General features: G+C 63.3%; 26 protein-coding genes, 1 tRNA gene and 2 pseudogenes. 12 read left to right on the top strand and 17 right to left on the bottom strand.

Annotated features, from left to right (window positions below; translation table 11 throughout):
- The first annotated feature begins 21 nt into the window (after positions 1-21).
- From NKJ09_RS06485 to NKJ09_RS06470, 4 genes and pseudogenes are all read left to right on the top strand, one after another.
- Positions 22-1625 (top strand): annotated as a pseudogene (locus tag NKJ09_RS06485) (inorganic phosphate transporter).
- 84 nt (positions 1626-1709) lie between these two features.
- Positions 1710-2735, top strand: a complete 1026-nt coding sequence (locus NKJ09_RS06480) for a transporter (RefSeq protein ID WP_352494104.1) — start codon at positions 1710-1712, stop codon at positions 2733-2735.
- A 167-nt stretch (positions 2736-2902) separates the two neighbouring features.
- Positions 2903-3547 (top strand): carbonic anhydrase, encoded by a 645-nt coding sequence (locus tag NKJ09_RS06475; RefSeq protein WP_023721324.1) that lies wholly within the window; start codon positions 2903-2905, stop codon positions 3545-3547.
- A gap of 10 nt (positions 3548-3557) precedes the next feature.
- The gene (locus NKJ09_RS06470) at positions 3558-3968 is read left to right on the top strand and encodes a nuclear transport factor 2 family protein (protein WP_352494103.1); all 411 of its coding nucleotides are present in this window, start codon (positions 3558-3560) and stop codon (positions 3966-3968) included.
- Between the two features lie 115 nt (positions 3969-4083).
- Here NKJ09_RS06470 and NKJ09_RS06465 read toward each other — a convergent pair whose 3' ends face one another.
- Positions 4084-4512 carry a hypothetical protein gene (locus NKJ09_RS06465; protein WP_352494102.1) on the bottom strand — a complete coding sequence of 143 codons (429 nt, stop codon included), beginning with the start codon at positions 4510-4512 and terminating at the stop codon, positions 4084-4086.
- A gap of 218 nt (positions 4513-4730) precedes the next feature.
- On the opposite strand from NKJ09_RS06465, the gene NKJ09_RS06460 reads away from it, so the two are divergent.
- Entirely contained in the window at positions 4731-6785 is a 2055-nt protein-coding gene (locus NKJ09_RS06460) for a M3 family metallopeptidase (protein ID WP_352494232.1), read from the top strand.
- Here NKJ09_RS06460 and NKJ09_RS06455 read toward each other — a convergent pair.
- The 7 genes from NKJ09_RS06455 to NKJ09_RS06425 form a co-directional block, all read right to left on the bottom strand.
- Complete coding sequence (locus NKJ09_RS06455) at positions 6782-7003, bottom strand: hypothetical protein (protein ID WP_023721327.1); 222 nt, start codon at positions 7001-7003, stop codon at positions 6782-6784. The genes NKJ09_RS06460 and NKJ09_RS06455 overlap by 4 nt on opposite strands.
- Positions 7000-7686, bottom strand: a complete 687-nt coding sequence (locus NKJ09_RS06450; protein ID WP_352494101.1) for an LOG family protein — start codon at positions 7684-7686, stop codon at positions 7000-7002. The genes NKJ09_RS06455 and NKJ09_RS06450 overlap by 4 nt, the downstream gene beginning before the upstream one ends.
- A gap of 51 nt (positions 7687-7737) precedes the next feature.
- Entirely contained in the window at positions 7738-7953 is a 216-nt protein-coding gene (locus NKJ09_RS06445; protein WP_352515619.1) for a hypothetical protein, read from the bottom strand.
- Positions 7954-7974: 21 nt separating this feature from the next.
- A complete protein-coding gene (locus NKJ09_RS06440; RefSeq protein ID WP_352494099.1) occupies positions 7975-8577 on the bottom strand; it encodes a hypothetical protein in 603 nt (200 codons plus the stop codon).
- 65 nt (positions 8578-8642) lie between these two features.
- Positions 8643-9272: a LysE/ArgO family amino acid transporter gene (locus tag NKJ09_RS06435; protein WP_352494098.1), complete on the bottom strand. Its 630-nt coding sequence runs from the start codon at positions 9270-9272 to the stop codon at positions 8643-8645.
- Positions 9269-10168: a DMT family transporter gene (locus NKJ09_RS06430; protein WP_352494097.1), complete on the bottom strand. Its 900-nt coding sequence runs from the start codon at positions 10166-10168 to the stop codon at positions 9269-9271. The genes NKJ09_RS06435 and NKJ09_RS06430 overlap by 4 nt, the downstream gene beginning before the upstream one ends.
- 629 nt (positions 10169-10797) lie before the next feature.
- Positions 10798-10873, bottom strand: a tRNA-Ala gene (locus NKJ09_RS06425).
- A 164-nt stretch (positions 10874-11037) separates the two neighbouring features.
- Between NKJ09_RS06425 and NKJ09_RS06420 the strand changes: the two genes are divergently transcribed.
- The 3 genes and pseudogenes from NKJ09_RS06420 (at position 11038) to NKJ09_RS06410 (ending at position 12666) form a co-directional block, all read left to right on the top strand.
- On the top strand, positions 11038-11328 hold the full coding sequence (locus tag NKJ09_RS06420) for a YggT family protein (RefSeq protein ID WP_023678162.1): 291 nt from the start codon (positions 11038-11040) through the stop codon (positions 11326-11328).
- 13 nt (positions 11329-11341) lie between these two features.
- Positions 11342-11663: pseudogene (locus tag NKJ09_RS06415) on the top strand (DUF167 family protein).
- A gap of 289 nt (positions 11664-11952) precedes the next feature.
- Positions 11953-12666: a haloacid dehalogenase type II gene (locus tag NKJ09_RS06410; protein WP_023721334.1), complete on the top strand. Its 714-nt coding sequence runs from the start codon at positions 11953-11955 to the stop codon at positions 12664-12666.
- Between the two features lie 16 nt (positions 12667-12682).
- On the opposite strand, the gene NKJ09_RS06405 is transcribed toward NKJ09_RS06410, so the two are convergent.
- The 7 genes from NKJ09_RS06405 to NKJ09_RS06375 all read right to left on the bottom strand — a co-directional run bounded on the left by NKJ09_RS06405 (position 12683) and on the right by NKJ09_RS06375 (position 19848).
- Positions 12683-13651 (bottom strand): ABC transporter ATP-binding protein, encoded by a 969-nt coding sequence (locus tag NKJ09_RS06405; protein WP_352494096.1) that lies wholly within the window; start codon positions 13649-13651, stop codon positions 12683-12685.
- Positions 13651-14661: an ABC transporter ATP-binding protein gene (locus tag NKJ09_RS06400; RefSeq protein ID WP_352494231.1), complete on the bottom strand. Its 1011-nt coding sequence runs from the start codon at positions 14659-14661 to the stop codon at positions 13651-13653. Before NKJ09_RS06400 ends, NKJ09_RS06405 begins: the two co-directional genes overlap by 1 nt.
- Positions 14658-15575, bottom strand: a complete 918-nt coding sequence (locus tag NKJ09_RS06395; RefSeq protein WP_352494095.1) for a dihydrodipicolinate synthase family protein — start codon at positions 15573-15575, stop codon at positions 14658-14660. The genes NKJ09_RS06400 and NKJ09_RS06395 overlap by 4 nt, the downstream gene beginning before the upstream one ends.
- Before the next feature lie 18 nt (positions 15576-15593).
- Entirely contained in the window at positions 15594-16499 is a 906-nt protein-coding gene (locus tag NKJ09_RS06390) for an ABC transporter permease (protein ID WP_502896308.1), read from the bottom strand.
- A complete protein-coding gene (locus NKJ09_RS06385) occupies positions 16496-17455 on the bottom strand; it encodes an ABC transporter permease (protein WP_352494094.1) in 960 nt (319 codons plus the stop codon). Before NKJ09_RS06385 ends, NKJ09_RS06390 begins: the two co-directional genes overlap by 4 nt.
- 66 nt (positions 17456-17521) lie before the next feature.
- Complete coding sequence (locus tag NKJ09_RS06380) at positions 17522-19102, bottom strand: ABC transporter substrate-binding protein (protein ID WP_352494093.1); 1581 nt, start codon at positions 19100-19102, stop codon at positions 17522-17524.
- A gap of 32 nt (positions 19103-19134) precedes the next feature.
- Complete coding sequence (locus tag NKJ09_RS06375; protein WP_031194640.1) at positions 19135-19848, bottom strand: FadR/GntR family transcriptional regulator; 714 nt, start codon at positions 19846-19848, stop codon at positions 19135-19137.
- 97 nt (positions 19849-19945) lie between these two features.
- Between NKJ09_RS06375 and NKJ09_RS06370 the strand changes: the two genes are divergently transcribed.
- Genes NKJ09_RS06370 through NKJ09_RS06360 form a run of 3 tightly spaced genes read left to right on the top strand, consistent with a single transcriptional unit; the run spans position 19946 to position 22849 of the window.
- Positions 19946-20917, top strand: coding sequence for a Gfo/Idh/MocA family protein (locus tag NKJ09_RS06370; RefSeq protein ID WP_352480996.1), 972 nt, complete (start codon positions 19946-19948; stop codon positions 20915-20917).
- Positions 20914-21909, top strand: a complete 996-nt coding sequence (locus tag NKJ09_RS06365) for a Gfo/Idh/MocA family protein (RefSeq protein WP_023721344.1) — start codon at positions 20914-20916, stop codon at positions 21907-21909. The genes NKJ09_RS06370 and NKJ09_RS06365 overlap by 4 nt, the downstream gene beginning before the upstream one ends.
- Positions 21899-22849 carry a dihydrodipicolinate synthase family protein gene (locus NKJ09_RS06360; RefSeq protein ID WP_280940428.1) on the top strand — a complete coding sequence of 317 codons (951 nt, stop codon included), beginning with the start codon at positions 21899-21901 and terminating at the stop codon, positions 22847-22849. Before NKJ09_RS06365 ends, NKJ09_RS06360 begins: the two co-directional genes overlap by 11 nt.
- 36 nt (positions 22850-22885) lie before the next feature.
- On the opposite strand, the gene NKJ09_RS06355 is transcribed toward NKJ09_RS06360, so the two are convergent.
- Both NKJ09_RS06355 and NKJ09_RS06350 read right to left on the bottom strand, forming a co-directional pair.
- Positions 22886-23833 (bottom strand): LLM class flavin-dependent oxidoreductase, encoded by a 948-nt coding sequence (locus NKJ09_RS06355; protein ID WP_352494092.1) that lies wholly within the window; start codon positions 23831-23833, stop codon positions 22886-22888.
- Between the two features lie 130 nt (positions 23834-23963).
- Positions 23964-24119, bottom strand: a complete 156-nt coding sequence (locus NKJ09_RS06350; RefSeq protein WP_023678176.1) for a hypothetical protein — start codon at positions 24117-24119, stop codon at positions 23964-23966.
- A gap of 266 nt (positions 24120-24385) precedes the next feature.
- Between NKJ09_RS06350 and NKJ09_RS06345 the strand changes: the two genes are divergently transcribed.
- Complete coding sequence (locus NKJ09_RS06345) at positions 24386-25153, top strand: SDR family NAD(P)-dependent oxidoreductase (RefSeq protein WP_023721347.1); 768 nt, start codon at positions 24386-24388, stop codon at positions 25151-25153.
- Positions 25154-25165: the final 12 nt, after the last annotated feature.

Here is a 25165-nt window from a genome sequence, read left to right as displayed (position 1 = left end):
GCAATGCAAGAGGAGGGGGGTATGGTCGATATTGTTTCCAGCGAAGCAGGAATTCCAAGGCCGGAGCATCCGCTCGACCGGCCGAACAGCACCGGCAAATGGTTTCTGCCGGCCTTCGCCGTCATCATCCTGGGCGGCCTTGCCTATGTCGGCTACGCGCTCAGCCAGGACCTGACCAGCACCGTCGCGGTGCCGTGGATCCTGCTTGGCCTGGCGCTGCTGATCGCGCTCGGCTTCGAATTCGTCAACGGTTTTCACGACACCGCCAATGCGGTGGCAACGGTGATCTACACCCATTCCATGCCGGCCGAGCTTGCAGTGATGTGGTCCGGCTTTTTCAACTTCCTCGGCGTGCTCACCGCCACCGGGGCGGTCGCCTTCGGCATCATTTCGCTGTTACCGGTCGAACTGATCCTTCAGGTCGGATCAAGCTCCGGGCTGGCCATGGTCTTCGCGCTGCTGGTCGCAGCGATCATGTGGAACCTCGGAACCTGGTATCTCGGCCTGCCTGCCTCGAGCTCGCACACGCTGATCGGTTCGATCATCGGCGTCGGCCTCGCCAACCAGTTCACGGCGCCGGCCGGTTCCATCACCAGCGGCATCGACTGGTCGCAGGCAAGCAATGTCGGCCTGTCGCTTCTGATCTCGCCGCTGGTCGGGTTTTGCCTGGCTGGGCTGCTGCTTCTGGTGATGAAGCTGCTGGTCAGGAACCGCGAGCTTTACGAGGCGCCGAAGTCGAGCGCTCCGCCGCCGCTGTGGATCCGGGCGCTGCTCATCTTCACCTGCACCGGCGTCAGCTTTGCCCACGGCTCCAATGACGGGCAAAAGGGCATGGGCCTCATCATGCTCATCCTGATCGGCGTGGTGCCGACCGCCTTCGCGCTCAACCGCACACCGGACGTGAACTATCTCGAAGCTTACAAGTCCGCAGCGACGCAGGTCGAAACGGTACTGGGCAAATACGTCAAGCCCGGCGTCGCCGTGACCGACGCGGCAACCGTGGTCGGTGACGCCGTTCGCACCAAGACCTGGAAGGACGAAACCACGCCTGCCCTGCAGAGCTTCATCCACGACACTAGCGCAATGTTGTCGCCCTATCCGTCCGTGGAAAAGCTGCCGACAACGCTGGTCAGCAACGCCCGCAACAACATCTATCTTATCGGTGAAGCGCTGAAACTGATCGACAAGAAGAAGCTGCTGCCGATGGAGGTCGACGACCTGAAGGCGGTGACGACCTATCACAAGGCGGTCGACAACGCGACGAAGTTCATCCCGCTCTGGGTCAAGGTCGCCATCGCGCTGGCGCTCGGCCTCGGCACCATGGTCGGCTGGAAGCGCATCGTCGTCACCGTCGGCGAGAAGATCGGCAAAAGCCATCTGACCTACGGCCAGGGTGCGTCCGCAGAGCTTGTTGCATGGCGACCATCGCATCGGCCGACTATCTCGGCCTGCCGGTCTCGACCACCCATGTGCTGTCGTCGGGCGTTGCCGGCACCATGGCGGCGAACGGCTCGGGCCTGCAATGGTCGACAGTGCGCAACATGCTGATGGCCTGGATACTGACCCTTCCGGTCTCCATCTGTCTTGCCTTCGTGCTGTTCGTCATCTTCCGCCAGATATTCTGAGCGGGGATAGGACTTGGCCAGAATGTCGCGGCGCCGGCTCCGGCGCCGCCCGGATCCTGAACGTGCATTGTCTCGGCGGCGGCCATGAATGACGCATCGCATCTGACATTGCTTGCCGCGGACGACCAGCATCATGCCCCCGGGCTGGTCTGGGCCTATCATGCCGCTCCCGGCAAAGCTCCCGAATCGCTGGCGCCCCGGGACATAGAGGCCGCGCTGGCCTCACTGGACGGCTGGGTCTGGCTGCATGTCGACCTTGTCGACCGGCGCGCCCATTCCTGGGTCAGCCATGCCTGCGCGCTGCCGGCGTCGGCTCATGCAATCCTCGAAGGACATGAGGACAGCCTGGTGCTGGCGCATGAGAATGGCGTCGTCCACGGCATTTCCGCCGACCTGCATGGCGAGATCGCCCATCAGTCGACGACCATCGGCAGATTGCATTTTGCGGTCTCGGAGCGGCTGCTGGTCACCGGCCGGCGCCATCCGCTGGCGGCGGTGGAGGAAGTGCACACCGCCCTTGCCGCAGGGCTGCGGCCCGCCACAGCATTCGAGCTGTTCGAAACGCTGGTCATGGCTTTTTGCAAGACCACCAGCCTGCGGCTCGCCGCGGCGACGAAGCGGCTCGATGCGGTCGAGGACCATCTCGTGACCGAGCGGCTTGCCGACGAAAGACGACAGCTGAAGGATGTGCGCCGCCTTGCCGTATCCTTGCATCGGCCGATCTCGGCCCTGGCAGCACTTTTCCAGGATGAAGACCGTTCCGCCTGGAACCTTTCCGCCGGCGCACATGAAGTTCTGCGCCGGCTTGCTGCCCGCCTGGAACGGCTCGACCGCGAGGTCGTCATGATCAACGACCGGGCAAGGCTGCTGCAGGAGGAGCTTGCGGCCGAGCTTGCCGACGAATCGAACCGCAGCCTCAAGGCGCTGGCAGTGATGAGCGCGCTGCTTTTGCCGGGCACCCTGATCGTCGGCATATTCGGCATGAACACCGGCGGGCTGCCATTCACCGACAGCCCCAGCGGCTTCATCCTGGCGATGCTGCTCGCGGTCGGCGCGACCGGCCTGTTCTACTGGCTTTTGCTGCGCGCCGTCGCCAAACTGCGGTTCTGAGGCCGACTAATGGCGGCGTTCGTTCGCCTGTATGCAAAGTACGGGCTGGCACGTCGAAACCACGCCGTCCCGCCTTCCGAAAATCGGTTCCGATTTTCGGGCCGATGCGCTAGAGCCTTTCGGGATTGAACCGTGCCTTTAACCCGGAAAGGCTCCCGCCGCTGCCCATGCCCCATCTTCCCGAGCATCTTCTCACCGGCTACCGCAATTTCATGAGTGGCCGCTATCTGACCGAAAGCGGGCGTTATCGCGCACTGGCCCGGGAAGGCCAGGCACCGGAAACTATGATCGTCGCGTGCTGCGATTCCCGCGCCGCGCCCGAAGCGATCTTCGATGCTGGGCCGGGCGAACTGTTCGTGCTGCGCAATGTCGGCAATCTGGTGCCGCCCTATGCGCCCGACGATCAGTTCCACTCGACATCGGCAGCGCTCGAATTTGCCGTGCAGAGCCTCAAGGTCAAGAACATCGTGGTGATGGGCCACGGCCGCTGCGGCGGCATCCGCGCGGCACTCGACACCACGGCCGCGCCGTTGTCGCCGGGTGATTTCATCGGCAAATGGATGAGCCTGATCGCGCCGGCGGCCGAGACCGTATCGTCCAGCACCTTCATGACCGCGACCGAGCGCCAGACCGCGCTGGAGCGCATATCGATCCGATATTCCATCGCCAATCTGCGTACCTTCCCTTGCGTCTCGATCCTCGAAGGCAAGGGGCGGCTATCGCTGCACGGCGCCTGGTTCGATATTTCGACCGGTGAGCTTTGGGTGATGAACAAGGAGACCGGCGATTTCGAGCGGCCGGAGACGGAGTAGGAGACAAGGCATGGTGCGAATTCCGGTCGCGTTCGCGGCGGCAGCACTGCTGTGCTCGGTAGATTTCGCCCGCGCCGACGACAGCGCGATCATCGACCGCTGGTATTCGGCACTGCTCGTCGCCGACCGCACCGAATTGTCGGACCTGCTTGCCGACAACGTCCGCATCAAGCTCGACGACCTCGGCGTCGTGCAAAGCAAGCAGGAATTCATCGCCTCGATCGCCGAGTGGCAAGGTGCCGTCGCCGGGGCCGAAATCCGCCACCGGATTGAGAAATCCGAGGGCGGCGTCACCACTGTGATCGCCTGCTATGATTTTCCCAGCAACGACATGCTGATGCAGGAGACCTTTGCGGTCGCCAACGACCAGATCACCGCTAGCTCGCAAGCCGCGATCGCCGAAAACTGCGACGGCTACTGACGGGCTTTTTTCGCCCGCGACTTTTTGGTGACGGTCGCTGGAATTGCCCGCGTTATCACGTCTAAAAAGTGCACTGTTGTCGTAATTCCCGTAATTCCACCCGATATCGAAGTCCCTAAAACGATATAGACGACACGATTGCTTTGGCAACGCCCAATTCTTTCAGACAATCCGTATCATTAGCCATCCCCACGTATGTCATGAATACAACATCATTCCCATTCGACAAATACCAGGCAGATGTCAATTGATCCCCGGTCTCTGACAATACGCCAACAGAGATTATACCGTCAGACTCGATGTTTGTGATATGTCCTACATCTATGGAATTATTGTGACAAAACTGAATCATAAATGTTCTCAGAACGTTAAAGTCTACGTTTGGCTTTTCTCCGCTACGATACTTCGCAATAGAGAATTGAATCGCGCCGCAGCCGTCCGTTTCTTTGGCTAAGGTAGGTGGCGATCCCTCAGGAAGATCGCTGGCTATGTCTACCCATCCAGCAGGCAGGTCGAAGGTGAGACCATAGAATTCTACTCTCATTAAGGTTCCTTTGGATCGGGTGTCAGGATACGAGTGGAAGCCTCAGTCGAAGGAAAATGCAGGTTACAAGATAATATCTTGGTGGGCATAAAATTCGGCTCGAACGATACTCACGGCACCATGTGGGCACGCTTCAGCGCTACCAGGCGCTGTTGCGTGGAACCGGCCGGCGCCTTACATCGGTGACGATCCGCTTCTCCCACCCACTCAGCGAAAGTTTGCCCATGCCGTCCACCGTCGACCTCGCCGCCCATCCGCTGACCGCATGGCAAGGGCCGCTCGGCCTGCCCGATTTCACGCGCATCGGCGACGGCGATTTTTCTCCGGTCTTCGACGCGGCCCTGAAGGCGCATGAGGCCGAGATCGAGGCGATTGCCGGCAACGGCGAGACGCCGACCATCGACAATACACTTGCCGCACTCGAACTCGCCGGCGAGGCTCTCGACCATGTCTCGTCGATCTTCTGGTGCCGCGCCGGCGCCCACACCAATGAGGCGATCCAGGCGCTGGAGCGCGACATCTCGCCAAAAATGTCGCGGCATTTCTCGGCGATTTCGATGAATGAGCGACTGTTTGCCCGCATCGACGATCTCTATCAGCGCCGCGATGCTTTGAAGCTCGATGCCGAAACGCTGCGGGTCTTGGAAAAGACCTGGAAAAACTTCGTCCGCTCTGGCGCCAGGCTCGACGCCGAAGGCAAGAAGCGGCTGGCGTCGATCAACGAGGAATTGTCGTCGCTCGGCACCAATTTCGGCCAGAACCTGCTTGCCGACGAGCGCGACTGGGCGCTGTTCCTCGACGAGGCTGACCTTGCCGGCGTGCCGGAATTCCTGAAAAGCTCGATGGCGGAAGCCGCCGAGATGCGCGGCCAGAAGGGCCGCTACGCCGTCACCTTGTCGCGTTCGATCTACGAGCCGTTCTCGACCTTCTCAGAACGCCGCGACCTGCGCGAGACGGCGTTCCGCGCCTTCACCATGCGTGGCCAGAATGGCGGCGCCACCGACAACACGGACGTAGTGCGCGACATGCTGCGCCTGCGCGCCGAAAAGGCGAAGCTGCTCGGCTACGAATCATATGCCGCGTTGAAGCTCGACGACACAATGGCCAAGACGCCGGAGGCGGTGCATACGCTGCTCGACCCGGTTTGGAAAAAGGCATTGGAGAAGGCCGCCGCCGACCAGGCCGAATTGCAGCGGCTGGCGGCCGAGGCCGGCAGCAATGAAAAATTCGCCGCCTGGGACTGGCGCTTCTATCAGGAGAAGCTGCGCGCCGAGAAATTCGCTTTCGACGAGGCCGAACTGAAGCCGTATCTGCAGCTCGACCGCATCATCGACGCCTGTTTCGACGTGGCGACACGATTGTTCGGCATTTCTTTCGAGGAAAAGAAGGGCATTGCCACCTGGCATCCGGACGCACGTGTTTTCGTCGTGAAGAATGCCGACGGCAGCGAGCGCGGCCTTTTCCTCGCCGATTATTTCGCGCGACCCTCGAAACGCTCCGGCGCTTGGATGAGTGCACTCAAATCCGGCTATAAGCTTGGTCCTGGCTCGAAGCCGGTCATCTACAATATCATGAATTTCGCCAAGCCGCCGGCCGGCGAGGCCGCCTTGCTGTCGGTCGATGAAGCCAAGACGCTGTTCCACGAATTCGGTCATGCCCTGCACGGTATGCTGACCGACGTCACCTGGCCATCGGTCGCTGGCACCTCGGTCAGCCGCGATTTCGTCGAGCTGCCCTCGCAGCTTTACGAGCACTGGCTGACGGTACCGGCGGTGCTGGAAAAACATGCGCTGCATGTCAAGACCGGCAAGCCGATGCCAAAGGCGCTGGTCGACAAGATGCTGGCGGCGCGCACCTTCGGCGCCGGCTTCGCCACGGTCGAGTTCACCGCCTCGGCCTTGGTCGACATGGCCTACCATGCGCGCCCGGAGGCGCCGCAAGAGCCGCTTCGTTTCGAAGCCGAAACGCTCGAAAGGCTCAATATGCCGGACACCATCGCGATGCGTCACCGCACTCCGCATTTCGGCCATATCTTTGCCGGCGATGGCTATTCGGCCGGCTATTATTCCTACATGTGGTCGGAAGTGCTCGACGCCGACGCCTTCGCCGCCTTCGAGGAAGCAGGCGATCCGTTCAACCCGGCGCTGGCCGAGCGGCTGCGCAAGAACATCTACGCCGCCGGCGGCTCGAAGGACCCCGAAGAACTCTACACCGCCTTCCGCGGCAAGATGCCTTCACCGGAAGCAATGATGGCCAAGCGCGGACTGGTCTAAGCCTTGCCCGGCCCTTCTCGGGCCGGCTCGGCCTCACCGGCCGCGGCTGTCTCGTTGAGGAAGCCGGCGATCCGCTCCGCCGTCTTGGTCGTGGCAAAGGAGAGCAATCGGCCGCGATGGACCACGGGCTCGCCGCTCTCATTGTCCCAGATATCGAACCGGCAGCTTGGGTTCGCTATGGCTTCGAAGCGGTCCTTCATATCGACAGCTCCGGTCATGGTGTCGCCACGGGTGCCAGAGATTGAGCGGTGCGCCCGACGGTACTCGCGCCTTGCTGCGTTTGCGTGAAGCAGACGCCGCGCTGCAGCATCGGCAGGATTGCCGCCGGCACGTCGGCAACAAGACATGCCGTCGACACGTGGCCGCTGAGAAACCCCGCCTCCTCGAGATGATCGAGCAGGTCGAGCCAGGGCGACCAGAAACCGAAGAAGTCGGCGACCAGGATCGGCTTGTCGTGCCGGTCGAGCTTGCGCCAGGTCATCACTTCGGCCAGTTCCTCGATGGTGCCGATTCCGCCCGGCAGCGCTACAAATGCATCCGCATAGTCGAACATCAGCCGCTTGCGCATGTGCATGTCCGGAACCGCTATGATTTGGGCGACGCCGCGCGGCATCCGCATCCGCTCCAGAAGGAAGTGCGGCGCAATCGCGATCACCTCGCCGCCGGCGTCTGCCGCCGCGGAAGCCACGGCGCCCATCAACCCTTCACCGCCGCCGCCATAGACGAGGCGGATGCCGGCACTGCCGATTTCGCGGCCCAGCGCCGCGGCCGCTTGCGCGAGGCGCCGGTCGTTGCCGGCGCGGGCGCCGCCGAACACGCAGACGGTGCCGATACGGGTCTGCGTCGGATAGAGCAGCCCCTCCAGGGAAGGCGCATCGTCGTCATTGAAAATTCCGAACATGGCTCTGTCTCCATTTGGCTTCAGTTGAACGATGGTCCTGCGGGCGCGGCTCTAGTCGCCCTGCCCCGCCGCGGCGGAACGGGTTGGTGGGCTTTCGCCGGCGTCGGCAAACAGCAGAAGGTCGGCCCTCGCCCACAGCGCGTAGCAGGCGAGCAATGTCAGCGGCGCGGTGACAAGGGCGGGTGAGGCCCCCGACCACACTTCAGGCACGGCGGAGCCGGCCGAAAGGGCTGCCGCCGATGCCGCAGGCAGGCGGCTGGCCAACACTGCGCTGCGGAACGGATCGGGCTACCTGGCCGGCCAACCGGGCACAATCATGCCGGACACGGCGCTGCCGAATTTTCCCAACGCATGCAGCAGTCCGGCAGTCGCAGCCAGCACCGGTTGGCCGAGCAGGAACAGCGCTACGCCGAGCCCGATCGCGCCGAGCCCCGACAGGAGATCGGCGCGCCGGTTAAGCGCCGGATCGGGGACATCGCGGCCAGCCCAGGCGCGGTGATAGACTTCGCCGCTGCAGAAGAAGATCGACGTCGCCAGCGTCAACGCCACGGCGCTGCCGCTGCCGGCAAAATAGTCGAACAGGGTGCCGGCACCCCATTCAGGGCCGGTGGCGAGCTGCATCGCCACGCCCATTGCCAGCCCCAGCGCGTTGCCAAGATTGTAGTAGCCGCCCGGACCGGAAATGCGCGCCCGGATGGCAGCCGCAAATCGCGACACCGCCCGGGCGGTCCGACTGGGGCCGGCAGATTTCGGTTTTAAGTCGATAATCGACGGCTCGAAGGAGAGGCGATCGACCAGCCCGGAGGCATCACGCCAGCTGGCCGGCGCGTCGTTCCAGATTGAAAGCGCGAAATGCCGGCCGAACGGCGCACGGTCGTTGTCGAATTGCATTGGATCCTCCTTTTCAGCTGCGGTGGCATTTGACGGCACGATGAGCGGGCGTTTGCTACGGGCGGTCATGGCGAGACGAGCCCCACGGCCATGACCAATGCGACGGTGGACAGGATGAGCCCGGAGATGAGATCGAAGATGCGCAGGCTGGCACGGCTGCGCAGCAGCGGCGCCACGAGGCCGCCGCCGAGCGCATAGCCGTAACAGTCGAGCGCCGACATCAGGATCAGCGTCACCATGAATTCGAGCTGCGTACCACTCGCAGCGAAAGACTGGCCGAACGCCGCCGGCACGAACAGCCGCTCGACGTAGGTCAGCGGGTTCATCCCGACCACGCCCATGACGCGGGCTACGCAGGAGCGGCTGGTCTCGGCCTTGCCGGAGCGGTCCTCGGCCTCGCCGACGGCCAATGCTGCACGAAAGGATTTCACCGCAAACCAGGAGACCGCCGCCAGGCCAAGCCAGGAGAGCGCCGTTCCGAGTGAGGGATCGAGGCCGGCGATCGAGCTGCCGAGCATATAGGAGATGGCGATCAGGGCGACATAGGTCGCCCACACCAGGCTCGCCACGAACATCACCCGCCCGCGCAGCAAGCCTTCCCTGATCATCATCAGGTTGTTCGGCCCTATCGAGGCCATCGAGGCCATGCCGAGCGCAAGCCCAGCCTGGAATCCGCTCGCGTCGGCAAAGCTCATGGAGCTCCCTCCAGCGATGATATGACGGGATCGGCCGGATTCGCCGGCCCGGGCGAGGTGACGAGATAGAGGATGGTGCCGAGCATCATCATTGCGCCGAGAGCCCCCATGGGCGAGATCCGCTCACCGAGAAAAAGGGCGGCGCCAGTCGCGCCGAACAGGCTTTCGGCGCTGACGATCACCGCTGCGTGGCTGGCAGAGGTAAAGCGCTGGGCAACGGTCTGGATGCCGAAGCCGGCGGCAGTCGAGAACACGCCGAGCACAAGCAGTTGCGGCCAGGCATCGAGTGCCGTCGCGACCGACAAATTGCCATGCGAGAGGGCTAGCGGCAGGGTGACCGCCGCAGTGCCGAGGAACTGCGCCGCCATGGTGGCAAACGGGCGCCCATGGGTTTGCATGTGGCGGCCGAGCTCGACCGTCCACAATGCATAGCATGCGGCCGACAGCACCACCGTCGTGTCGTTGCCATTGAAGCCGGCGATGCCGCCAGACAATAGCAGCGCGCCGATCAGGGTCATGCCGGCGGCAAACCCGACCGTCGCGGTCAGCCGCTCCCCGACCAGAACCCACGCTGCAACCGGCGTCATCACGGTCGCGGTGCTGATCAGGAAGCTGGCATTGGTGACCGAGGTGCCGAGATAGGCAATCTGCTGCAGAACGATCGAAATGGCGAATAGCGCGCCGACCCTTGCCAAGCTGGCGCGAAAACCTTTGGTCTTCGCTACCCGGCTTTCTCCAATCATCAGCGGCAGCACCAGAAGTCCGGCGATCAGGCAGCGCATGCCGGCCGCGCTCAGCGGGTCGAGATATCCGAGCACAGTCTTCTGCGAGACATTGCCGAAACCCCACAAAGCGGCGGCAAGCAGGAGAAGCAGGTTGGCGTGAAGCTTCGACATCGGCTCTTCCCCCTAGAGCCGATTGCAGGCATGTGCCGATTCAAGCTGTTTGCGAGAGCCTGGCGGGCTTCGGCCGGCACGCCCTGAAGACGCGCTGGAACTGCGCTTGCAGGCTGCCGGTGGTGCTGTGTGCCGGCCGCGCTGAGAACCTTTGGAACCGCTCTGCGCGCTCGGTCCGGCGTCGCGGATTTTGTCTCGAAGTGCTGAAGTAGCCGCCATTTCAAACCCCCGCCGCCTGATCGATGGACACAGGCGAAGGGCCTGCGGCAATCGACTTTTATCGACGGGGTGAGGTTCCGATAACGTGGCTTACGGATGGCTTACGGGGCGTTTTTCGAGGTGGTCATGGTGCCGAAGCGACGCTCAGCGCAGCAAGGTTAGGGGGTCGTTCGGAAGGTTGGAGAAGGAGGCAACGCCCTCTGGCCTGCCGGACGAGCGACCTGAGAGGCTGATCTTTGCCGCCCGATGCCTAACGCGTTCGTAAACGCCGGTCGATGGCCGCAAGTCGCGAGCGGCCTTCTCTCGGCGTCGCGAAATCGCCCCTGCCCGAGTAAGCTTGCGCAAGCGGAACAACGCCCAAGGCCGCTGTCTCCGGCATGCAACCAGGCAAGGGGATTCGAAAAATCCGCTGGTGGAGCTGAGGAGGATCGAACTCCTGACCTCGTCATTGCGAACGACGCGCTCTCCCAGCTGAGCTACAGCCCCGTCCAGCGGATGGGGCTTTTATCGGCCGCTGCGGTTTCCTGTCAAGACTGCGCTTGCTGCCGAAATGCCGTTCGGCCGCTCGTCCGGCTTTGCCATGCGGCGGAAGGCGGCTCTTGCCGCTTTCACCTACAGTGGCTACATGTCGGCAACAATCGGAGACCGGCATGATCGCCCTAATTCAGACCATTGTCATGGCGCTTGACCTTTACTGGTGGATCATCATCGCCTCGGCGATATTTTCCTGGCTCTACGCCTTCAACGTCGTCAACTCGCGCAACCAGTTCGTCGACACCATCAGCAACATGCTCTATCGGCTGACCGAGCCGGCGCTGCGGCCGATCCGCCGCTTCATGCCAGATCTCGGGGGCATCGACATCTCGCCGATCATCCTGCTGCTGATCCTGTTCTTCATCCGGCAGTTCCTGCTCACCACCGTGCTTTCGCTGGTCGTCTGAGTTCAGGCGTCCCATGAGCGCGCCGTTCCGCACGCGCGCCGACGGCACCGACCTGTTCGTCCGGCTGACGCCGAAATCAGCGATGGACAGGCTGGAAGGCATCGAGACATCGGCGGATGGGCGAAGCTATTTAAAAGCCCGCGTCCGCGCCGTGCCGGAAAACGGAGCCGCCAATCGAGCGCTGGAAAAGCTGGTCGGCAAAAGCGCTTGGCGTGCCGGCATCGGGCGTCTCGATCGCCGCCGGCGGCACAGCTCGGCTGAAGACGCTGCGCGTGCTTGGCGATCCCGCGGCGCTGACCAAACGCATCGATACGCTGGGCTCGCCTGCGCCATGATCTCGGCTCGCTCACCTACCCCGCAGAAAAAAGGCCGGGCTGCAAGCCCGGCCAGATGTGAAGGTCGAAAACCTTCAGAGGGGAACGCGCCGGACGAATGGGAGGAAACATCCGACGCCGATTGCATATGGGTTGGCGTCGATGACGTTTCAATGAGGTTGGGGGAACCACCTTCGCAATCAGGCTTTTAAACATTTCGACTATCTGATCAGCAGCTCGACGAGGTCGATCCGTCCTATCGCGACCGATGCGGCCGGACACGCACCGCAACCCCGACCGGAAGCTCAATATGACCACTATTCGAGTCCTATTCTTCGATGTTCTGGGAACCGTCGTTGACTGGCGCAGCGGTATCGCAAGGGAGGCCGGCGCCTTCCTCGCGCGAAATGGTGCACAGCAGGTCGATCCCGGTGAATTCGCCGATGCATGGGCGTTGCGTTATGACGCCTCGACCGAAGCGGTGCGGACAGGGCACCGGCCTTTCGTTTCACTCGACGGGATAAACCGGGAGAATCTGGACGCCGCTCTCGTCCAGTTCGGGCTGACCCCATCCGAGCTGCCGGCCGCCGAAGTTGAGGAACTCAATCTCGCCTGGCATCGGCTGGAGCCGTGGCCCGATTCGCTGAAAGGCCTTGCGAGGCTGAGGGAACGCTTCATCATCGCGCCGTTGTCCGGGGGCAATACCCGGCTGTTACTGGATATTGCCAAGCGCGCCGGCCTGCCTTGGGACACCGTCCTTGGCTCGGATGTGTTCGGCACCTACAAGCCTGCGCCACAGGCTTATCTCCGCGCAGTGGAGATCCTGGGGGTGCGACCTTCGGAGGCCGTGTTAGTCGCCGCGCATAACGACGACCTGGCTGCGGCACGAAGGTGCGGTATCGGAACCGCTTTTGTTGCTCGGCCGAAAGAGCATGGTCCGGCGCAGACGACCGATCTCTCGCCTCTTGAGAGCTGGGACTTTGTGGCCGACGACCTTGTCCATCTCGCCCAAGTTCTCGCGTAGGCACAGGGCAAAAAACCTAAGCGATGTCGTCGCGGATGCAGGCCTTCAGATGACCCTCGGCTGTCGCCCTCAGCGGCGGCACAGCCCCGGCGCAAGCCTCCAGCGCAAACGGGCAACGGGTCCGGAAAACACAGCCCGACGGCGGGTTTGCCGGGCTGGGAATATCGCCCTTAAGCACCTGCCGGCCTTGCCTGGCCAGCGGATCGAGCGACGGAATGGCTGACAGCAGCGCGCGCGTATAGGGATGCTGCGGCCGGGCATAGAGTTCGGCCGCCGGCGCAACCTCCATGATGCGCCCGAGATAGAGCACGATGACCGTGTCGCAGATGTACTCGACCACGGCCAGATCGTGCGAAATGAACAGCATGGTCAGCCCAAGCCGGAGCTGCAGATCGCGCAACAAATTGATGATTTGGGCTTGGATCGAGACGTCGAGCGCCGAGACCGGCTCGTCGGCGACAATGAATTCCGGCTCGAGCGTCAGCGCCCGGGCGATGCCGATGCGCTGGCGCTGGCCGCCCGAGAATTCATGGGCGTAGCGATCATAGGCGTCGACCGGCAACTCGACCGCGGCAAGTGCATTCTCGGCCTTCGCCCGCCGCTCGGATTTCCTGCCAATGCCTTGAATGTCCAAGCCTTCGGTGAGGATCTGCCCGATCGTCATGCGCGGCGACAGGCTGGCGAAGGGATCCTGGAAAATATACTGCATCTTGCGGCGCTGGCGGCGCAACTGGGCGGCACCCAGCCTGGTGATGTCGGTGCCGTCATAGCTGATCTGGCCGGATGTCGGCTCGATCAGACGCAGCACCGAGCGGCCGATAGTGGTCTTGCCGGAGCCGGATTCGCCGACCAGCCCGACCACCTGACCACGCCTGACCTCGAACGAAATATCCTCCAGTGCCCTGACGATGGGGCCGCGCGAAAACGCGGTCGGCGCAAAATGCTTGGTCAGGTTTTTGACCGATAGGAACGGGGCGCCCTCCATCAGAGCTCCTCCCAGCGCAGGCAGCGGCTTTGCTGGGTCGGCGTCGCCGCAAACAATGGCGGCACCGCGGCGCGGCAGGCAGTGATAGCCATCGGGCAGCGCGGCGCGAAGGAACAGCCTTTGGGTAGCAAGGCGAGCGACGGAACATTTCCGGCAATGGTCGGCAGCGGCGTTCCCGCCACCTTCAGCGCCGTGGCCTCGCCGAGCCTCGGCACCGAGCGCATCAACCCCACCGTATAGGGATGACGCGGGCGGGTGAACACTTCGCTCACCGGACCTGTTTCGACGATACGCCCGGCATACATCACCGCTACCCGGTCGGCGATTTCGGCGACGACGCCGAGATTGTGGGTGACGAACAGGATGCCCATGCCGCGCTGCGCCTGCAGCTCGGCCAAAAGATCGAGAATCTGGGCCTGGATTGTGACGTCCAGCGCGGTCGTCGGCTCATCGGCAATCAGCAAGCCTGGATCGCAGGACAGGGCCATGGCGATAGTGGCGCGCTGGCGCATCCCGCCCGAAAGTTCGTGCGGATATTGTCGCGCCCGCCGCTTCGGATCGGGAATGCCGACCTGCTCCAGCAGCCGCACCGCGTCTGCCTCTGCCTCGCGGTGCGATTTGCCGAGATGGATGCGGATCGGCTCGGCGATCTGCTCGCCGATCGTGTAGACCGGGTTGAGGCTGGTCATCGGCTCCTGGAACACCATGCCGATCTCGTTGCCACGTATCTTGCGCAGCGACTCGGCATCGAGGCCGGTCAACTCGGTGACCGTGCCGTTCTTGCGCCGCAGCGCGATCGACCCCTCGGCAATATGTCCGACCCTCTTTGGCAACAGGCCGATGATCGACAGGCTGGTGACGGATTTGCCGGATCCGGATTCGCCGACGAGCGCCACCGTCTCGCCGGCGCCGATCGTCAGGTCGACATCCCTTACCGCCGCGATGTCGCGCCCCGCAATGCGGAACACCGCGCGCAGGCCGGAAATCGAGAGGATCGGCGCGACACTCAGCGGAGCAGCCCCACATCGCGAAGGATCATATCGATCTTCGCGGTTTCCTCCTGGTTCAGGCTGCGTTGCGGCCGCGCCATGGTGTTCGAGGCGATGATGCCGAGGCTCTTCATCGCTGCCTTGAAGGCGCCGACGCCGGCCGAGCCGGCACTTGTCCTGCCAAGCGATATCCAGACGATCTCGAACAGCTTCAACAACCGCTCCTGCTCCAGGCGAGCTTCGGCATGCTGGCCGGCCTGCATCAGCTTCCACAGCCTGACATAGCCGTGCGGATCGACATTGGCGAGGCCCGGCACGACGCCATGCGCGCCCATGGCCAGCACACTGTCGACCAGGATCTCGGAGCCGGTCATGCCGAAGAAACCCGGATCGTCGGCCATATCCTTGAGCACGTAACGCAGATTGCCGTCATCGCCGCTGGAATCCTTGATGCCCGCGATGGCGCCTTCCCTGGCGAGGCCGACCGTGGTCTTGCGCTCCAGCTTGACGTGAACGCAGACCGGGATGTCGTAGGCGATGACGGGAATGTCGATCGCATCCTTGATATAGCGGAAGTGGTCGCCGATCTCCGGCTGGCTGGTGCGGGTATAAAACGGCGCGGTGACAACAATAGCGTCGACGCCGGCCGATCTGGCGATGCGTGCGTGGTTGATGACACGATCGGTCGTCGGGTCGATGACCCCAGCGAAGATCGGAACCCGGCCGTTATTGACCTTGACTGCATGCTCGAGGATGGCCCTGCGGCCTGCCTCGTCGTGGAAGACCACCTCGCTGGTCGAGCCGAGCACGAACAGCCCGTGGACACCGCCGTCGAGCAGGTTCTCGATGGTGCGGGTGAACGACGGGAAGTCGATGCTGAAATCGGCATTGAGCGGGGTGACGACAGGTGGCACGACGCCGGTAAACAGGGGCATTTTGATGAACCTTTGAGGTCAGTTGAGATCGGAGCGAGGATCGAATGCATCGCGCAAGCCGTCGCCGATGAAATTGATGGCGAGGACGGTGAGCACCAGTGCGGCGCCCGGGAACATCCATTGCCACGGGTAATTTTCCAGCACGACGGTGGAGCGGGCGAGATTGAGCATGTTGCCCCAGCTGGCTTCTGGCGGTGCGATGCCAAGGCCGAGAAAGGACAGGCCGGCTTCGAGCAGGATAGCGTTGGCGATCTGCAAGGTGGCGTAGACGACCAGGATATCGATGCAGTTGGGCAGGCCATGCCGGAACAGCAGATGCGGCAGCCCCGCGCCCATGCCCCGGGCCGCAACGACGAAATCGCGCTCGCGCAGTTCGAGCAGCCGGGCGCGCACCATGCGCGACAGCACTGGCCAGGAGAGCAGCGAGATCACCAGGATGGTCGGGGCGATGCCGGTGCCGGCAATCGAAGCCAGCACCAGCAGGAAGATCACCGGCGGCAGCGTCATCGCCAGATCGACCAGGCGCATCACCGTTCCGTCGACGAGACGCCCGCCAAAGCTGGCGACGGCGCCGATCAGGAAGCCGATGACGGTCGAGATGGCAACCGAACAGATAGCAACCAGCAGTGAGATCCGCCCGCCTTGCAGCAACCGTGCCATGACATCACGCCCAACGCCATCGCTGCCCAGCCAATGAATGGCGGACGGCGCCTTGTTCATCGCCCTGAGGTCGATGGCGTTCGGGCCGAACGGCCACCACAGAGGATAGGTCGAAACCGCCAACAGGATCGGGATGACGATCAAAAGCCCGGCGCGTGCCGCTCGGTTTTCAAAAAAGCGGTCGAACGCGCGGCGAAGCGGGCCTTTGGTTTGCGGCACGGCTGTCGGGTCAACTGTAGGATCTGGCGCGGTGATTGCCATCATGCCACCTGAATGCGCGGGTCGACGACGGCATAGACGACGTCGGTCAAGAGGTTGACCAGGATGACGCAAACGCCGATCACCAGGGTAGCGCCCATGATCACCGGGTAATCGCGGGTGCCGACGGCGTTGACCAGAAGCAGTCCCATGCCCGGCCAGTTGAACACGCTTTCCAGGAAGATGGCGCCGCCGACGGCGATGCCGACGGTCGAGCCGATCAGGGTGATGACCGGCAAGAGCGCATTGCGGGTGGCGTGCTTGATGATCACCCAGAACTCGCGCACGCCCTTGGCGCGCGCCGTCCGCACGTAGTCCTGGTTGAGCACTTCCAGCAGCGAAGCGCGCATGTAGCGCATGATCAGCGCGGCATGGCCGATGGACAGCAGGCAGGCGGGCAGGATGAGGTGCGCTAGCACATCCGTCATCGAGAACGGCGCGCCGGCCGTGTGCATGCCGCCGGACGGCGCCCAGCGCAGCAGCACTGAGAAGAAATAGAGACCGAGCAGCGCCGTCAGGAAAGCCGGGCTGGAGATACCGATAAACGACAGCACCGACAGCGCGATGTCGGACGGTTCGTTACGGCGCACCGCGCTGAAAATGCCGGCGGAAATGCCGAGCACGATGGCGATCGCCAGGCCCGTGCCCATCAGCAGCGCCGTCGGGCCGATGCGTTCCATGACCAGTGGCAGCACGGCAACGCCGCTGCGCTGGATCGAATAGCCGAAGTCACCGCTCAGCGCCGCGCGCAGCCAGGCGAGATATTGCACGGGAAGCGGCCGATCGAGCCCGAGCCGTTCGCGCAGGCCCTCGAGGTCGGAAGCCGACATGGGGACCGACGGGTTGATATAGGCGTCGATCGGATCGCCCGGCGCCAGCCGCAGCAGGATGAAGATGAGGACGCTGAGCGCGACCAGCATCAGCAGTCCTGTGGCGCTGCGGCGGGCGATGAAGCTCAACATGGGCTTTCCGTGGCCGTGGCAGGCGGCGCCAAAGTGGTTCCGCCTGCTCGCTTGGTTGCGGAGTTCTTACTGGATGTCCCAGCGCTCGGGGTGAGCTGCATAAGGACCGCCGCCCGGCGCCGGCGTCCAGACGAAGTCACGCAGCTTGTTGGAGGCCACGCCATAGCGGTTGGCCACCCACAACGTCGCCCAGGGTAGCTCCTTGTTCATGACCTTGCAGACCTCCTGCCAGGATTGATCGAGCTTGGCCGGATCTGTTTGGCCGAGCGCGGCGTCCAACGCGGTGCTCAGGTCGTCGAACTCGATGCGCATGGTGTTGAAGCCTGCCGGCGGAATCTGCGACTTGTTGAGGCCGGGATTGAGGCCGGCCGGGTTGGGGCCGTTCTGCAGGCCGGCATAAACCATCGGAAATGCATTCCAGTCCGGCGTGCCTTGCTTGTAGACGATGCCATTGTAGGTCGGCGTATCGACGACGCGCGGCACCACATTGATGCCGACCTCGGCCAGCATCGACTGGACAGCGGCCATCACGTTGGCGGCTTGCGGCGAGCCGTAATAGGTCAGCAAGGTGATCGGCTTGTCGCCATTGATCTTGTCCCAGCCCGCCTCGGTCAGCAGCGCCTTGGCCTTTGCCGGATCGTAGGCATAGGGTTCGAGGTCTGCCGGAACGAGATGCGGCGCGACATAGCCGCAATTGGCTGGCTTGGCGGCACCGCCGTAGAGGCTGTCGATGATGGCGTTGCGATCGATCGCATACATAATCGCCTGGCGGACACGGATATCCCTAAACAGGTCGACCTTCTGGTTCAGGCCGATATAGTTGACCACGTACGAGGCACCTTCGATCACCTTGAAATTGCTGTCGCTCTTGAAGGATGCCGCATCGTCGGGCTCGACATAGGTGAACTGGATCTCGCCGGCGCGGAGCGCGGCGACGGCCGCCGCCGGCGACTCGAAATAGCGGTTGATGAGCACGTCTACCTTCGGCTTGCCGCTGCGATAGTCGTCATCGGCTGCCAGTTCGACATATTGGTCGGTCACGTAGCGCTTGAACTTGAACGGGCCGGTGCCAACCGGAGCGGTCGACCACCAGGTGCTTGTCGCCAGTGATTCCGGCGGCAGAGCGGCCAGGGCATGCTCCGGCAGGATCATTAGCTGCGAGAGGATGGATAGAAACGAGCCGTTCGGTTTCGATAGCTTCACCACTGCGGTGTGGTCATCCGGTGCATCGACCGAGGCGATGTTGGCGAGGCGGGCGGCAAACAGGCTGCCGGAGGCCTTGTTCTTGGCAAGCTCGAGGGTGAACTTGACGTCCTTCGAGGTGAACGGTTTGCCGTCATGCCAGGTCTCGTTGACCAGGTTGAACGTATAGCTCAGCTGGTCGTCGCTGATCTTGTAGTCCTTGGCGAGGTCGCCTTCGATCTCGGTCAGCCCGGCATTGAAGATGACCAGCGGTTCGAAATAGGTGCTGAGCCAGGTGTAGCCGCCGGTCGCGACCAGCGGGTTGAAGTTCTTGGGAAAACCGCCCGGGCCGACGTCGAAGCCGCCCGCAATGGTCTTGGCGCTTTGTGCCTGGACATTGGTCAATGGGGCAATGCTGGCGAGCAGCAGCCCGGCGACTGAGAATGCGATGGTCCTGATGCGCATGGTTTCCTCCCTTGGCATATTCAGGTTGTTCTTCAGCTTGCTCGGTTTTTGGCGATAACCTGCTGGATCCCCCGGTAATGGTCGTCGAGCCGCCGACGCGCCTGGTCGACATCCTTGGCGGCGACAGCCTCGACGATCTCGTGATGGTCGCGCCATGTCGCCAGCGGCGTCGGATTATCGAGATTGGTGAAATTCGAGGCCTTGTCGAACGCCGTCCAGAAGATGTCGATCAGTGCGCTCAGCATGTGATTGTTCTGGCAGCGGAACAGCAGCTGGTGGAATTGCTGGTCCTCTTCGGCGAAGCTCTCATGGCGCTCGGCACGTTGCCGCATGCGCTCGGTCAACTGGCGCAGCGCCTCGATATCCTCGGCACTGATCATCTCGATCGTCTTGGCGATGAGGCCGGTTTCCAGCACGCGGCGGATTTCGCGCAGCTCTTCGACATCGCGCAGCGAATCCTGCAAGCCGTATGCCAGGTTATCCAGCAGCGGCTTGAACGAGAACTCCTTGACGAAGACGCCGATGCCGCGCCGCGTCTCCAGGATGCCGATCGATTCCAGCGCCTTGATGGCTTCCCGCACGGAGTTGCGGCCGACGCCGAGCCGCTGCGCCAGGAACGTTTCCGGCGGCAAGGGATCGCCTGCCTTGAGCTGGTTGCTTTCGATATAGGCCCTGAGGCTTTCCTGCACGGTGACGTGAAGAAGCGGCGGTCTGCTCAACGGTTCGATCGACTTCAGTTCCGCCATCCCACTGCTTTCATCATCCGCCGGATTAGCCTGCCCGCTTGTCGTATAGCTACTTGTAGGATATCCTGCAAGCCCATAACAAACCTGCTGCCTTCGAATGAAGATTACCCTCGCCGGCTCGAGCCACTGGCACGCCGAAATGCACCTCGACGCCGCACGCTTTTACGGTGCGGAGATCGCCGGCATCTGGGACGAGGATCCTGGCCAAGCGCATGGGTTCGCCGCGCACCACGATCTGCCGTTTATCAAAGATTTCACGGAGATACTCTCCAGCCCGCCGGATGCGATCCTGTTGATGGGGCACCCTTCGAGGGTGCCGGCGCGGGCACGCGCGATCATCGCGGCAGGGATACCGTTGATCCTGGAGAAGCCGGCGGCCAGCCATACGAGGGAACTGATGGCGCTGCGCGAGCTTGCCAGGCAGCACCAGGCTTTTGTCGCTGTTCCCCTGCCCAACCGTTTCGGGCCGGCCGTTGCCGGCTTTGAACGGCTGCGCCGGCAAGGTCGCGCCGGGCCGGTGGCGCATTGCCAGTTCCGGCTGGTCAACGGCCCGCCGCAACGCTACATCGCCGACGGTGTCGCCTGGGTCGTCGATCCGGCGGTTGGCGGCGGGGGTGCGTTGAGGAATCTCGGCATACACGGCGTCGACGCGGCACTCAGCCTCGCAACCGGCAAGCTCGGCCTGAAAAGCGTTTCGATCGCGAACCGCATTCATCCCGGCCCGGTCGAGGACCATGCGCTGCTGGTGCTGGAAGACGAGGCCGGCGCGGTGTTCATCGTCGAGGCCGGTTACACCTTTGCCTCGATGCGCCCCGGCGGTGACTTCGAGTGGCGTATCGTCAGTGCCAATGCCACCCTCATCGATCATGGCGACCATGCCACCTGCGCAACGCTCGACGATGCGGCCGTTGCCGATTTGCCGGTCGAACTGCCGGCAACGCGCTATCGTCTGTTCATGCGCGATACGCTTGACCGGCTGGCCAGAAAGGCGCCTCCGCCGGTGTCCATCGAGGATTATGTTGCGGCGATGTCTCTGATCGACGCCGCTTATGAAAAGGCAGGATCATGATTGGGATAGGAATTATCGGCGCCGGCGATTTCGGCGCAGCCCATGCGCGGGCAATCCGTGAGGTGGGAGGCATTCGTCTCGTCGCCGCCTCTCGTGGAAATGCCGATGCGCTGCAGCGCTTCACCGCCGAATATGGCGGCTGCGGCTACACTGATTGGCGCAAGCTGCTGGACGACAAGGAGGTCGACGCGGTCCTCATTGCCACCCCGCACCATCTCCATGCCGAAATGGCCATCGGCGCAGCAAACGCCGGCAAGCACATCCTGCTCGAAAAGCCGATGGCGCCGACGGCGGCTGCCTGCGACGCGATCAACGCCGCCGTAACCGATAGCGGCGTCAAGCTGATGGTCGCCCATCTCATGCATTTCGCCCTGCCCTGCATGGCAGCCAGGCAGAAGCTGGAGCAAGGAGAGCTCGGCCGGCCGCTCATCGGATCGAGCTGGATCATCAAGCTATGGATGGAGCACAATCGCCGCGACTGGCATCTGCGCAAGTCGACCGGCGGCGGCATGCTGCTGACGGCCGGCATCCACGCGCTCGACCGCCTGGTCTGGCTGATGGATGACGATGTCGTGTCGGTGAGCGGCATGCTCGGCGCCAAGTTCCATGACCAGGAAGCAGACGACAGCGCCTTGCTTGGGCTGCGCTTCGCCGGCGGCGGCATCGGCCAGGTGCAGAGCATCGGCTATCGCACCGGCGCTACCACCTACGCCATGGATCTGGTCTGCGAGCAGGGAACGCTGCGCATCGACATGGATCGCGGCACGATGCTTGGACGCGATACGGTCTGGACCGAGTTGCCCGGTTCATTCGAACCGAACTGGATGCACAACGCGCTGGTGCGCGAATGGAGCGCGATGCGCGATGCCATTGCCGACGACACGCCGGTGCCGGTCGACGGTCTCTATGCACGCAAGATCATCGGCATTATCGAGGCTGCCTTCGCGTCGAACGAAACCCGCCACGAACACGAGATCGCCGGTGCACGCTGACCTCGACGACCATCTGGCCCGCTTGCCCGCACACGCACCGCGCGGCGTCTGGGGCGCGGTGATGCTGGCCATCGACGATCGCGGAGCGATCGACTGGCAGGCGACGGAAGAGACGATCGCGCGGCTTTGCGCGTCAGGCGTCGACGGCGTCTATTCCAATGGCACGGCCTGCGAATTCCATTGCCAGACCGAGCCCGAATTCGACCGGCTTTGTGGGCTGGTCGCCGCAACAGCCGGCGGCGCGCGCCTTCCTTTCCAGATCGGCATCAGCCAGTCCAATCCGCGCGTCGCACTGGAGCGGCTGACGCGGGTCTCGGCGTTTGGCCCGGCGGCGGTGCAATTCACACTGCCCGACTGGTGGCCGCCCAGCGACGACGAGGTCATGCGTTTTGTCGGCCGCCTCTGCGAGGCCGCGCCCGAAACGCCGCTGGTGCTCTACAACCCGCCGCACGCCAAGCGTCGCCTGACACTCGAAGGCATCGCCCGGCTGCGCGCGGCCGTGCCGTCGCTGGTCGGCGCCAAACTGCCGGGCGGTGACGCCGACTGGTATGCCGATATGCGCCACAAACTGGACGGATTCTCCGTCTTCGTCCCCGGCCACACGCTGGCGACAGGCTATGCTGGGGGAGCCCATGGCAGCTATTCCAACGTTGCCTGCCTCAACCCGAAGGGTGCGGTACAGTGGTGGCAGATGATCCGCACCGACATGGCCGCCGCTGCCGAGGTCGAGGCCCGCATACAGGCCTTCCTCGCCGCACATGTCCTACCGTTTCGCACCCGTTACAATGTCAGCGATGCAGCGCTCGACAAGGCGATGGCGGCGGCCGGCGGCTGGGCGCCACTCGGCCCGCGACTGCTCTGGCCCTACAGCTCCGTTCCCGATCAGGAAATCCCGACGCTGGCCAGGGCCGCTCACGCGGCTTTCCCGGAATGGTGGTAGGATCCGTCAGCCAAGGTGCGTGACGACGGCGGCTCTTCAGCACTCGGCTCGCAGGCCCGGTATCGCGCGTGACACAAACGTCCCCGATGCAGGGGCATCCGCCTCGCGCCGTGCCAGTGAGTTGCGCAGCAGTGCGATCGCCTCGCGGCCGGCAGTCGCAATCTCGCGCGGCCTGTCGACGCCGACGATCATGAACTCCTTGATCCCCAAAGCGGCGTAGGAAAGCAGCGACAGCGCGACCTGCGCCGGCGGCCCGGCAAGTTCGACCGCCTTCTGGCAGGAAGCGGCAGGTTTGTCTGCCGAACGGATTCGGACGGGAAGCGCGAAACGCAGCTTGCCGGCCCGACCGTGTTCGGCGGCAGCGCCGCGCACGCACTCCATTGACTGTCGGATTTCTGCAAGCGAGCCGGGCGCCAGCTCGAACACATCCGCATGCCTGCCCGCGACCCTGAGCGCTGTGCCCGACTGTCCGCCCATGCGGATGGTCACGTCGGCACCATGCAGCCCCTTGCGCGGCACATAGCCGCCGTTGACGCTGTAAAAGGCGCCTTCATGGTCGAACGGCCTGTCGTTCGACCACAACCGCTTCAGCAGCACCAGATATTCGTCGATGCGTTGCCAGACCACCGTATGGCCGGCCGGACGTGCCTCGGCATCGTCGTCGTTCAGCGGCTCGCTGAGCATCCTGAGCGACAGCCGGCCACGGCTTCTCGCGTCGAGGGCAGCGAGCTGCCGCGCCGCCACGGTTGGTTCGATCACGCCTGCCCAATGGGTGAGCACGACCTCGAGGGAGGAGGTCCGGTCCAGCGTCTGGGCGGCAAGGTCCATATTGGTCAGCAGCCCGGCCTGGTCGTCGATGACGATCTTCTGGAATCCGGCATCCTCGATCAGCGACAGCTTCGTCGCGGTCTCGACAAAGTCGTAGAAAAAGCTGGCGTCGGCAGCGTGGATCTTACCGGGAACATGCGTGAACTCGATCGGCATTGCCATCTCCTCCATCACGTTGAATCAGGGCACGCAAAAGCGCACCGGCATTCGGTTCATTCAACTCCGGAATTTCTGCAAACGGCAGGCCGCTATCCCGAGCAAGCCTCGACGATCAGAGCCTTACTAATCAGGGGATCAGCCCCAGTACCACTGCCCCGGTGAATACGAACGCAAGGGCAAAGACGAGATAGGCGAAAGCGCCGGCATAGGCCGGCCGCCACACCTGGTCGGAACCCAGCCTTTGGCCTTTGCGGGCAGTCTGAGCGTTCTGGCTATAGGACATATCGACCTCCGTCTCGGCGCTTAATCTATAAAATCAGTAGACTTTGTCGAGTGCTATTTTCGCGCGATCTTTAGAACAATTTTCCCCAAACCGCAGACAAATTGGTGTTTTTGCTGCTTAGCGCTGGCTTTTGGGCGTGCCGGGGAAGACGGCAGAAAACGTCAGGTCCATGTGTGTGTGGCTCCTTGGCCATCCAATGGATGCGGGATAGCATCGCTGCTTGAGCGGAAGCCGCGACGTCACGGCAAGGCAGCAGGGAGCAAAACATGGGCACAAGACTGGCCGGCAAGGTCGCCATCATTTCGGGCGGCGCGACGGGAATGGGCGGTGCGGCCTCGGAGCTTTTCGCGGCCGAGGGCGCCAAGGTGGCGATCGTCGACCGCAACGGCGAAGCGGCGGCTGCCACCGCAGCGGCAATCAGGCAACGCGGCCATATCGCCGAGCACTGGGTCGCCGACGTATCGGACGAGCGGCAGGTCGAAGCGGCGGTGAAGGGCGTGATGGAAAAATTCGGCCCGGTTACGGTTCTGTTCAACCATGCCGGCACCATCGTCATCAAACCCTTCCTGGAGACCACGCTGCAGGAATGGGACTGGCTGCATGCCGTCAATGTGCGTTCGATGTTCCTGATGACGCGCGCCGTGCTGCCCGGCATGATCGCCGCCGGCGGCGGTTCCATCGTCTGCACCTCGTCGATCTCGGCGGTGGCGGCGACGCCGATGGAGGTGCTTTACGACACCACCAAGGGTGCCTGCCACATGTTCGCGCGTGCCATTGCCGTCGAATTCCGCGACCGCAACGTCCGCTGCAATGCGGTCTGCCCCGGCTTCATCAGGACACCGCATGGCCTGCGCGAGGTCGCCGATCTCGACAAACTTGGCGTCGATGTTTCAGACGCGGCAATGGCCGCGCAGCAAGGCCGGATCGGCGAGCCGGAAGAGGTGGCGAGGGCAGCCCTGTTCCTGGCCAGCGACGAGGCCAGCTTCGTCAACGGCGCCCATCTGTTCGTGGATAACGGCTTTACCGCGATGTGAACGACGGCGCGC

This window comes from Mesorhizobium sp. M0189, assembly GCF_040322135.1.
Lineage (GTDB): Bacteria > Pseudomonadota > Alphaproteobacteria > Rhizobiales > Rhizobiaceae > Mesorhizobium.
The sequence above is the reverse complement of the archived record's forward strand: the minus strand, read 5'-3'. Positions and strand labels throughout refer to the sequence as shown.

What these genes read in the sequence shown, in the direction of transcription:
- NKJ09_RS06355 (WP_352494092.1), bottom strand. Translation starts at nt 23,833, where the DNA reads ATGCCGATCGAGTTCACGCATGTTCCCGGTAAGATCCACGCTGCCGAC.
- NKJ09_RS06465 (WP_352494102.1), bottom strand. Translation starts at nt 4,512, where the DNA reads ATGAGAGTAGAATTCTATGGTCTCACCTTCGACCTGCCTGCTGGATGG.
- NKJ09_RS06345 (WP_023721347.1), top strand. Translation starts at nt 24,386, where the DNA reads ATGGGCACAAGACTGGCCGGCAAGGTCGCCATCATTTCGGGCGGCGCG.
- NKJ09_RS06450 (WP_352494101.1), bottom strand. Translation starts at nt 7,686, where the DNA reads ATGTTCGGAATTTTCAATGACGACGATGCGCCTTCCCTGGAGGGGCTG.
- NKJ09_RS06475 (WP_023721324.1), top strand. Translation starts at nt 2,903, where the DNA reads ATGCCCCATCTTCCCGAGCATCTTCTCACCGGCTACCGCAATTTCATG.
- NKJ09_RS06390 (WP_502896308.1), bottom strand. Translation starts at nt 16,499, where the DNA reads ATGATGGCAATCACCGCGCCAGATCCTACAGTTGACCCGACAGCCGTG.
- NKJ09_RS06395 (WP_352494095.1), bottom strand. Translation starts at nt 15,575, where the DNA reads ATGCCCCTGTTTACCGGCGTCGTGCCACCTGTCGTCACCCCGCTCAAT.
- NKJ09_RS06405 (WP_352494096.1), bottom strand. Translation starts at nt 13,651, where the DNA reads ATGGAGGGCGCCCCGTTCCTATCGGTCAAAAACCTGACCAAGCATTTT.
- NKJ09_RS06455 (WP_023721327.1), bottom strand. Translation starts at nt 7,003, where the DNA reads ATGACCGGAGCTGTCGATATGAAGGACCGCTTCGAAGCCATAGCGAAC.
- NKJ09_RS06365 (WP_023721344.1), top strand. Translation starts at nt 20,914, where the DNA reads ATGATTGGGATAGGAATTATCGGCGCCGGCGATTTCGGCGCAGCCCAT.
- NKJ09_RS06430 (WP_352494097.1), bottom strand. Translation starts at nt 10,168, where the DNA reads ATGTCGAAGCTTCACGCCAACCTGCTTCTCCTGCTTGCCGCCGCTTTG.
- NKJ09_RS06420 (WP_023678162.1), top strand. Translation starts at nt 11,038, where the DNA reads ATGATCGCCCTAATTCAGACCATTGTCATGGCGCTTGACCTTTACTGG.
- NKJ09_RS06410 (WP_023721334.1), top strand. Translation starts at nt 11,953, where the DNA reads ATGACCACTATTCGAGTCCTATTCTTCGATGTTCTGGGAACCGTCGTT.
- NKJ09_RS06440 (WP_352494099.1), bottom strand. Translation starts at nt 8,577, where the DNA reads ATGCAATTCGACAACGACCGTGCGCCGTTCGGCCGGCATTTCGCGCTT.
- NKJ09_RS06370 (WP_352480996.1), top strand. Translation starts at nt 19,946, where the DNA reads ATGAAGATTACCCTCGCCGGCTCGAGCCACTGGCACGCCGAAATGCAC.
- NKJ09_RS06470 (WP_352494103.1), top strand. Translation starts at nt 3,558, where the DNA reads ATGGTGCGAATTCCGGTCGCGTTCGCGGCGGCAGCACTGCTGTGCTCG.
- NKJ09_RS06480 (WP_352494104.1), top strand. Translation starts at nt 1,710, where the DNA reads ATGAATGACGCATCGCATCTGACATTGCTTGCCGCGGACGACCAGCAT.
- NKJ09_RS06385 (WP_352494094.1), bottom strand. Translation starts at nt 17,455, where the DNA reads ATGTTGAGCTTCATCGCCCGCCGCAGCGCCACAGGACTGCTGATGCTG.
- NKJ09_RS06435 (WP_352494098.1), bottom strand. Translation starts at nt 9,272, where the DNA reads ATGAGCTTTGCCGACGCGAGCGGATTCCAGGCTGGGCTTGCGCTCGGC.
- NKJ09_RS06375 (WP_031194640.1), bottom strand. Translation starts at nt 19,848, where the DNA reads ATGGCGGAACTGAAGTCGATCGAACCGTTGAGCAGACCGCCGCTTCTT.
- NKJ09_RS06380 (WP_352494093.1), bottom strand. Translation starts at nt 19,102, where the DNA reads ATGCGCATCAGGACCATCGCATTCTCAGTCGCCGGGCTGCTGCTCGCC.
- NKJ09_RS06350 (WP_023678176.1), bottom strand. Translation starts at nt 24,119, where the DNA reads ATGTCCTATAGCCAGAACGCTCAGACTGCCCGCAAAGGCCAAAGGCTG.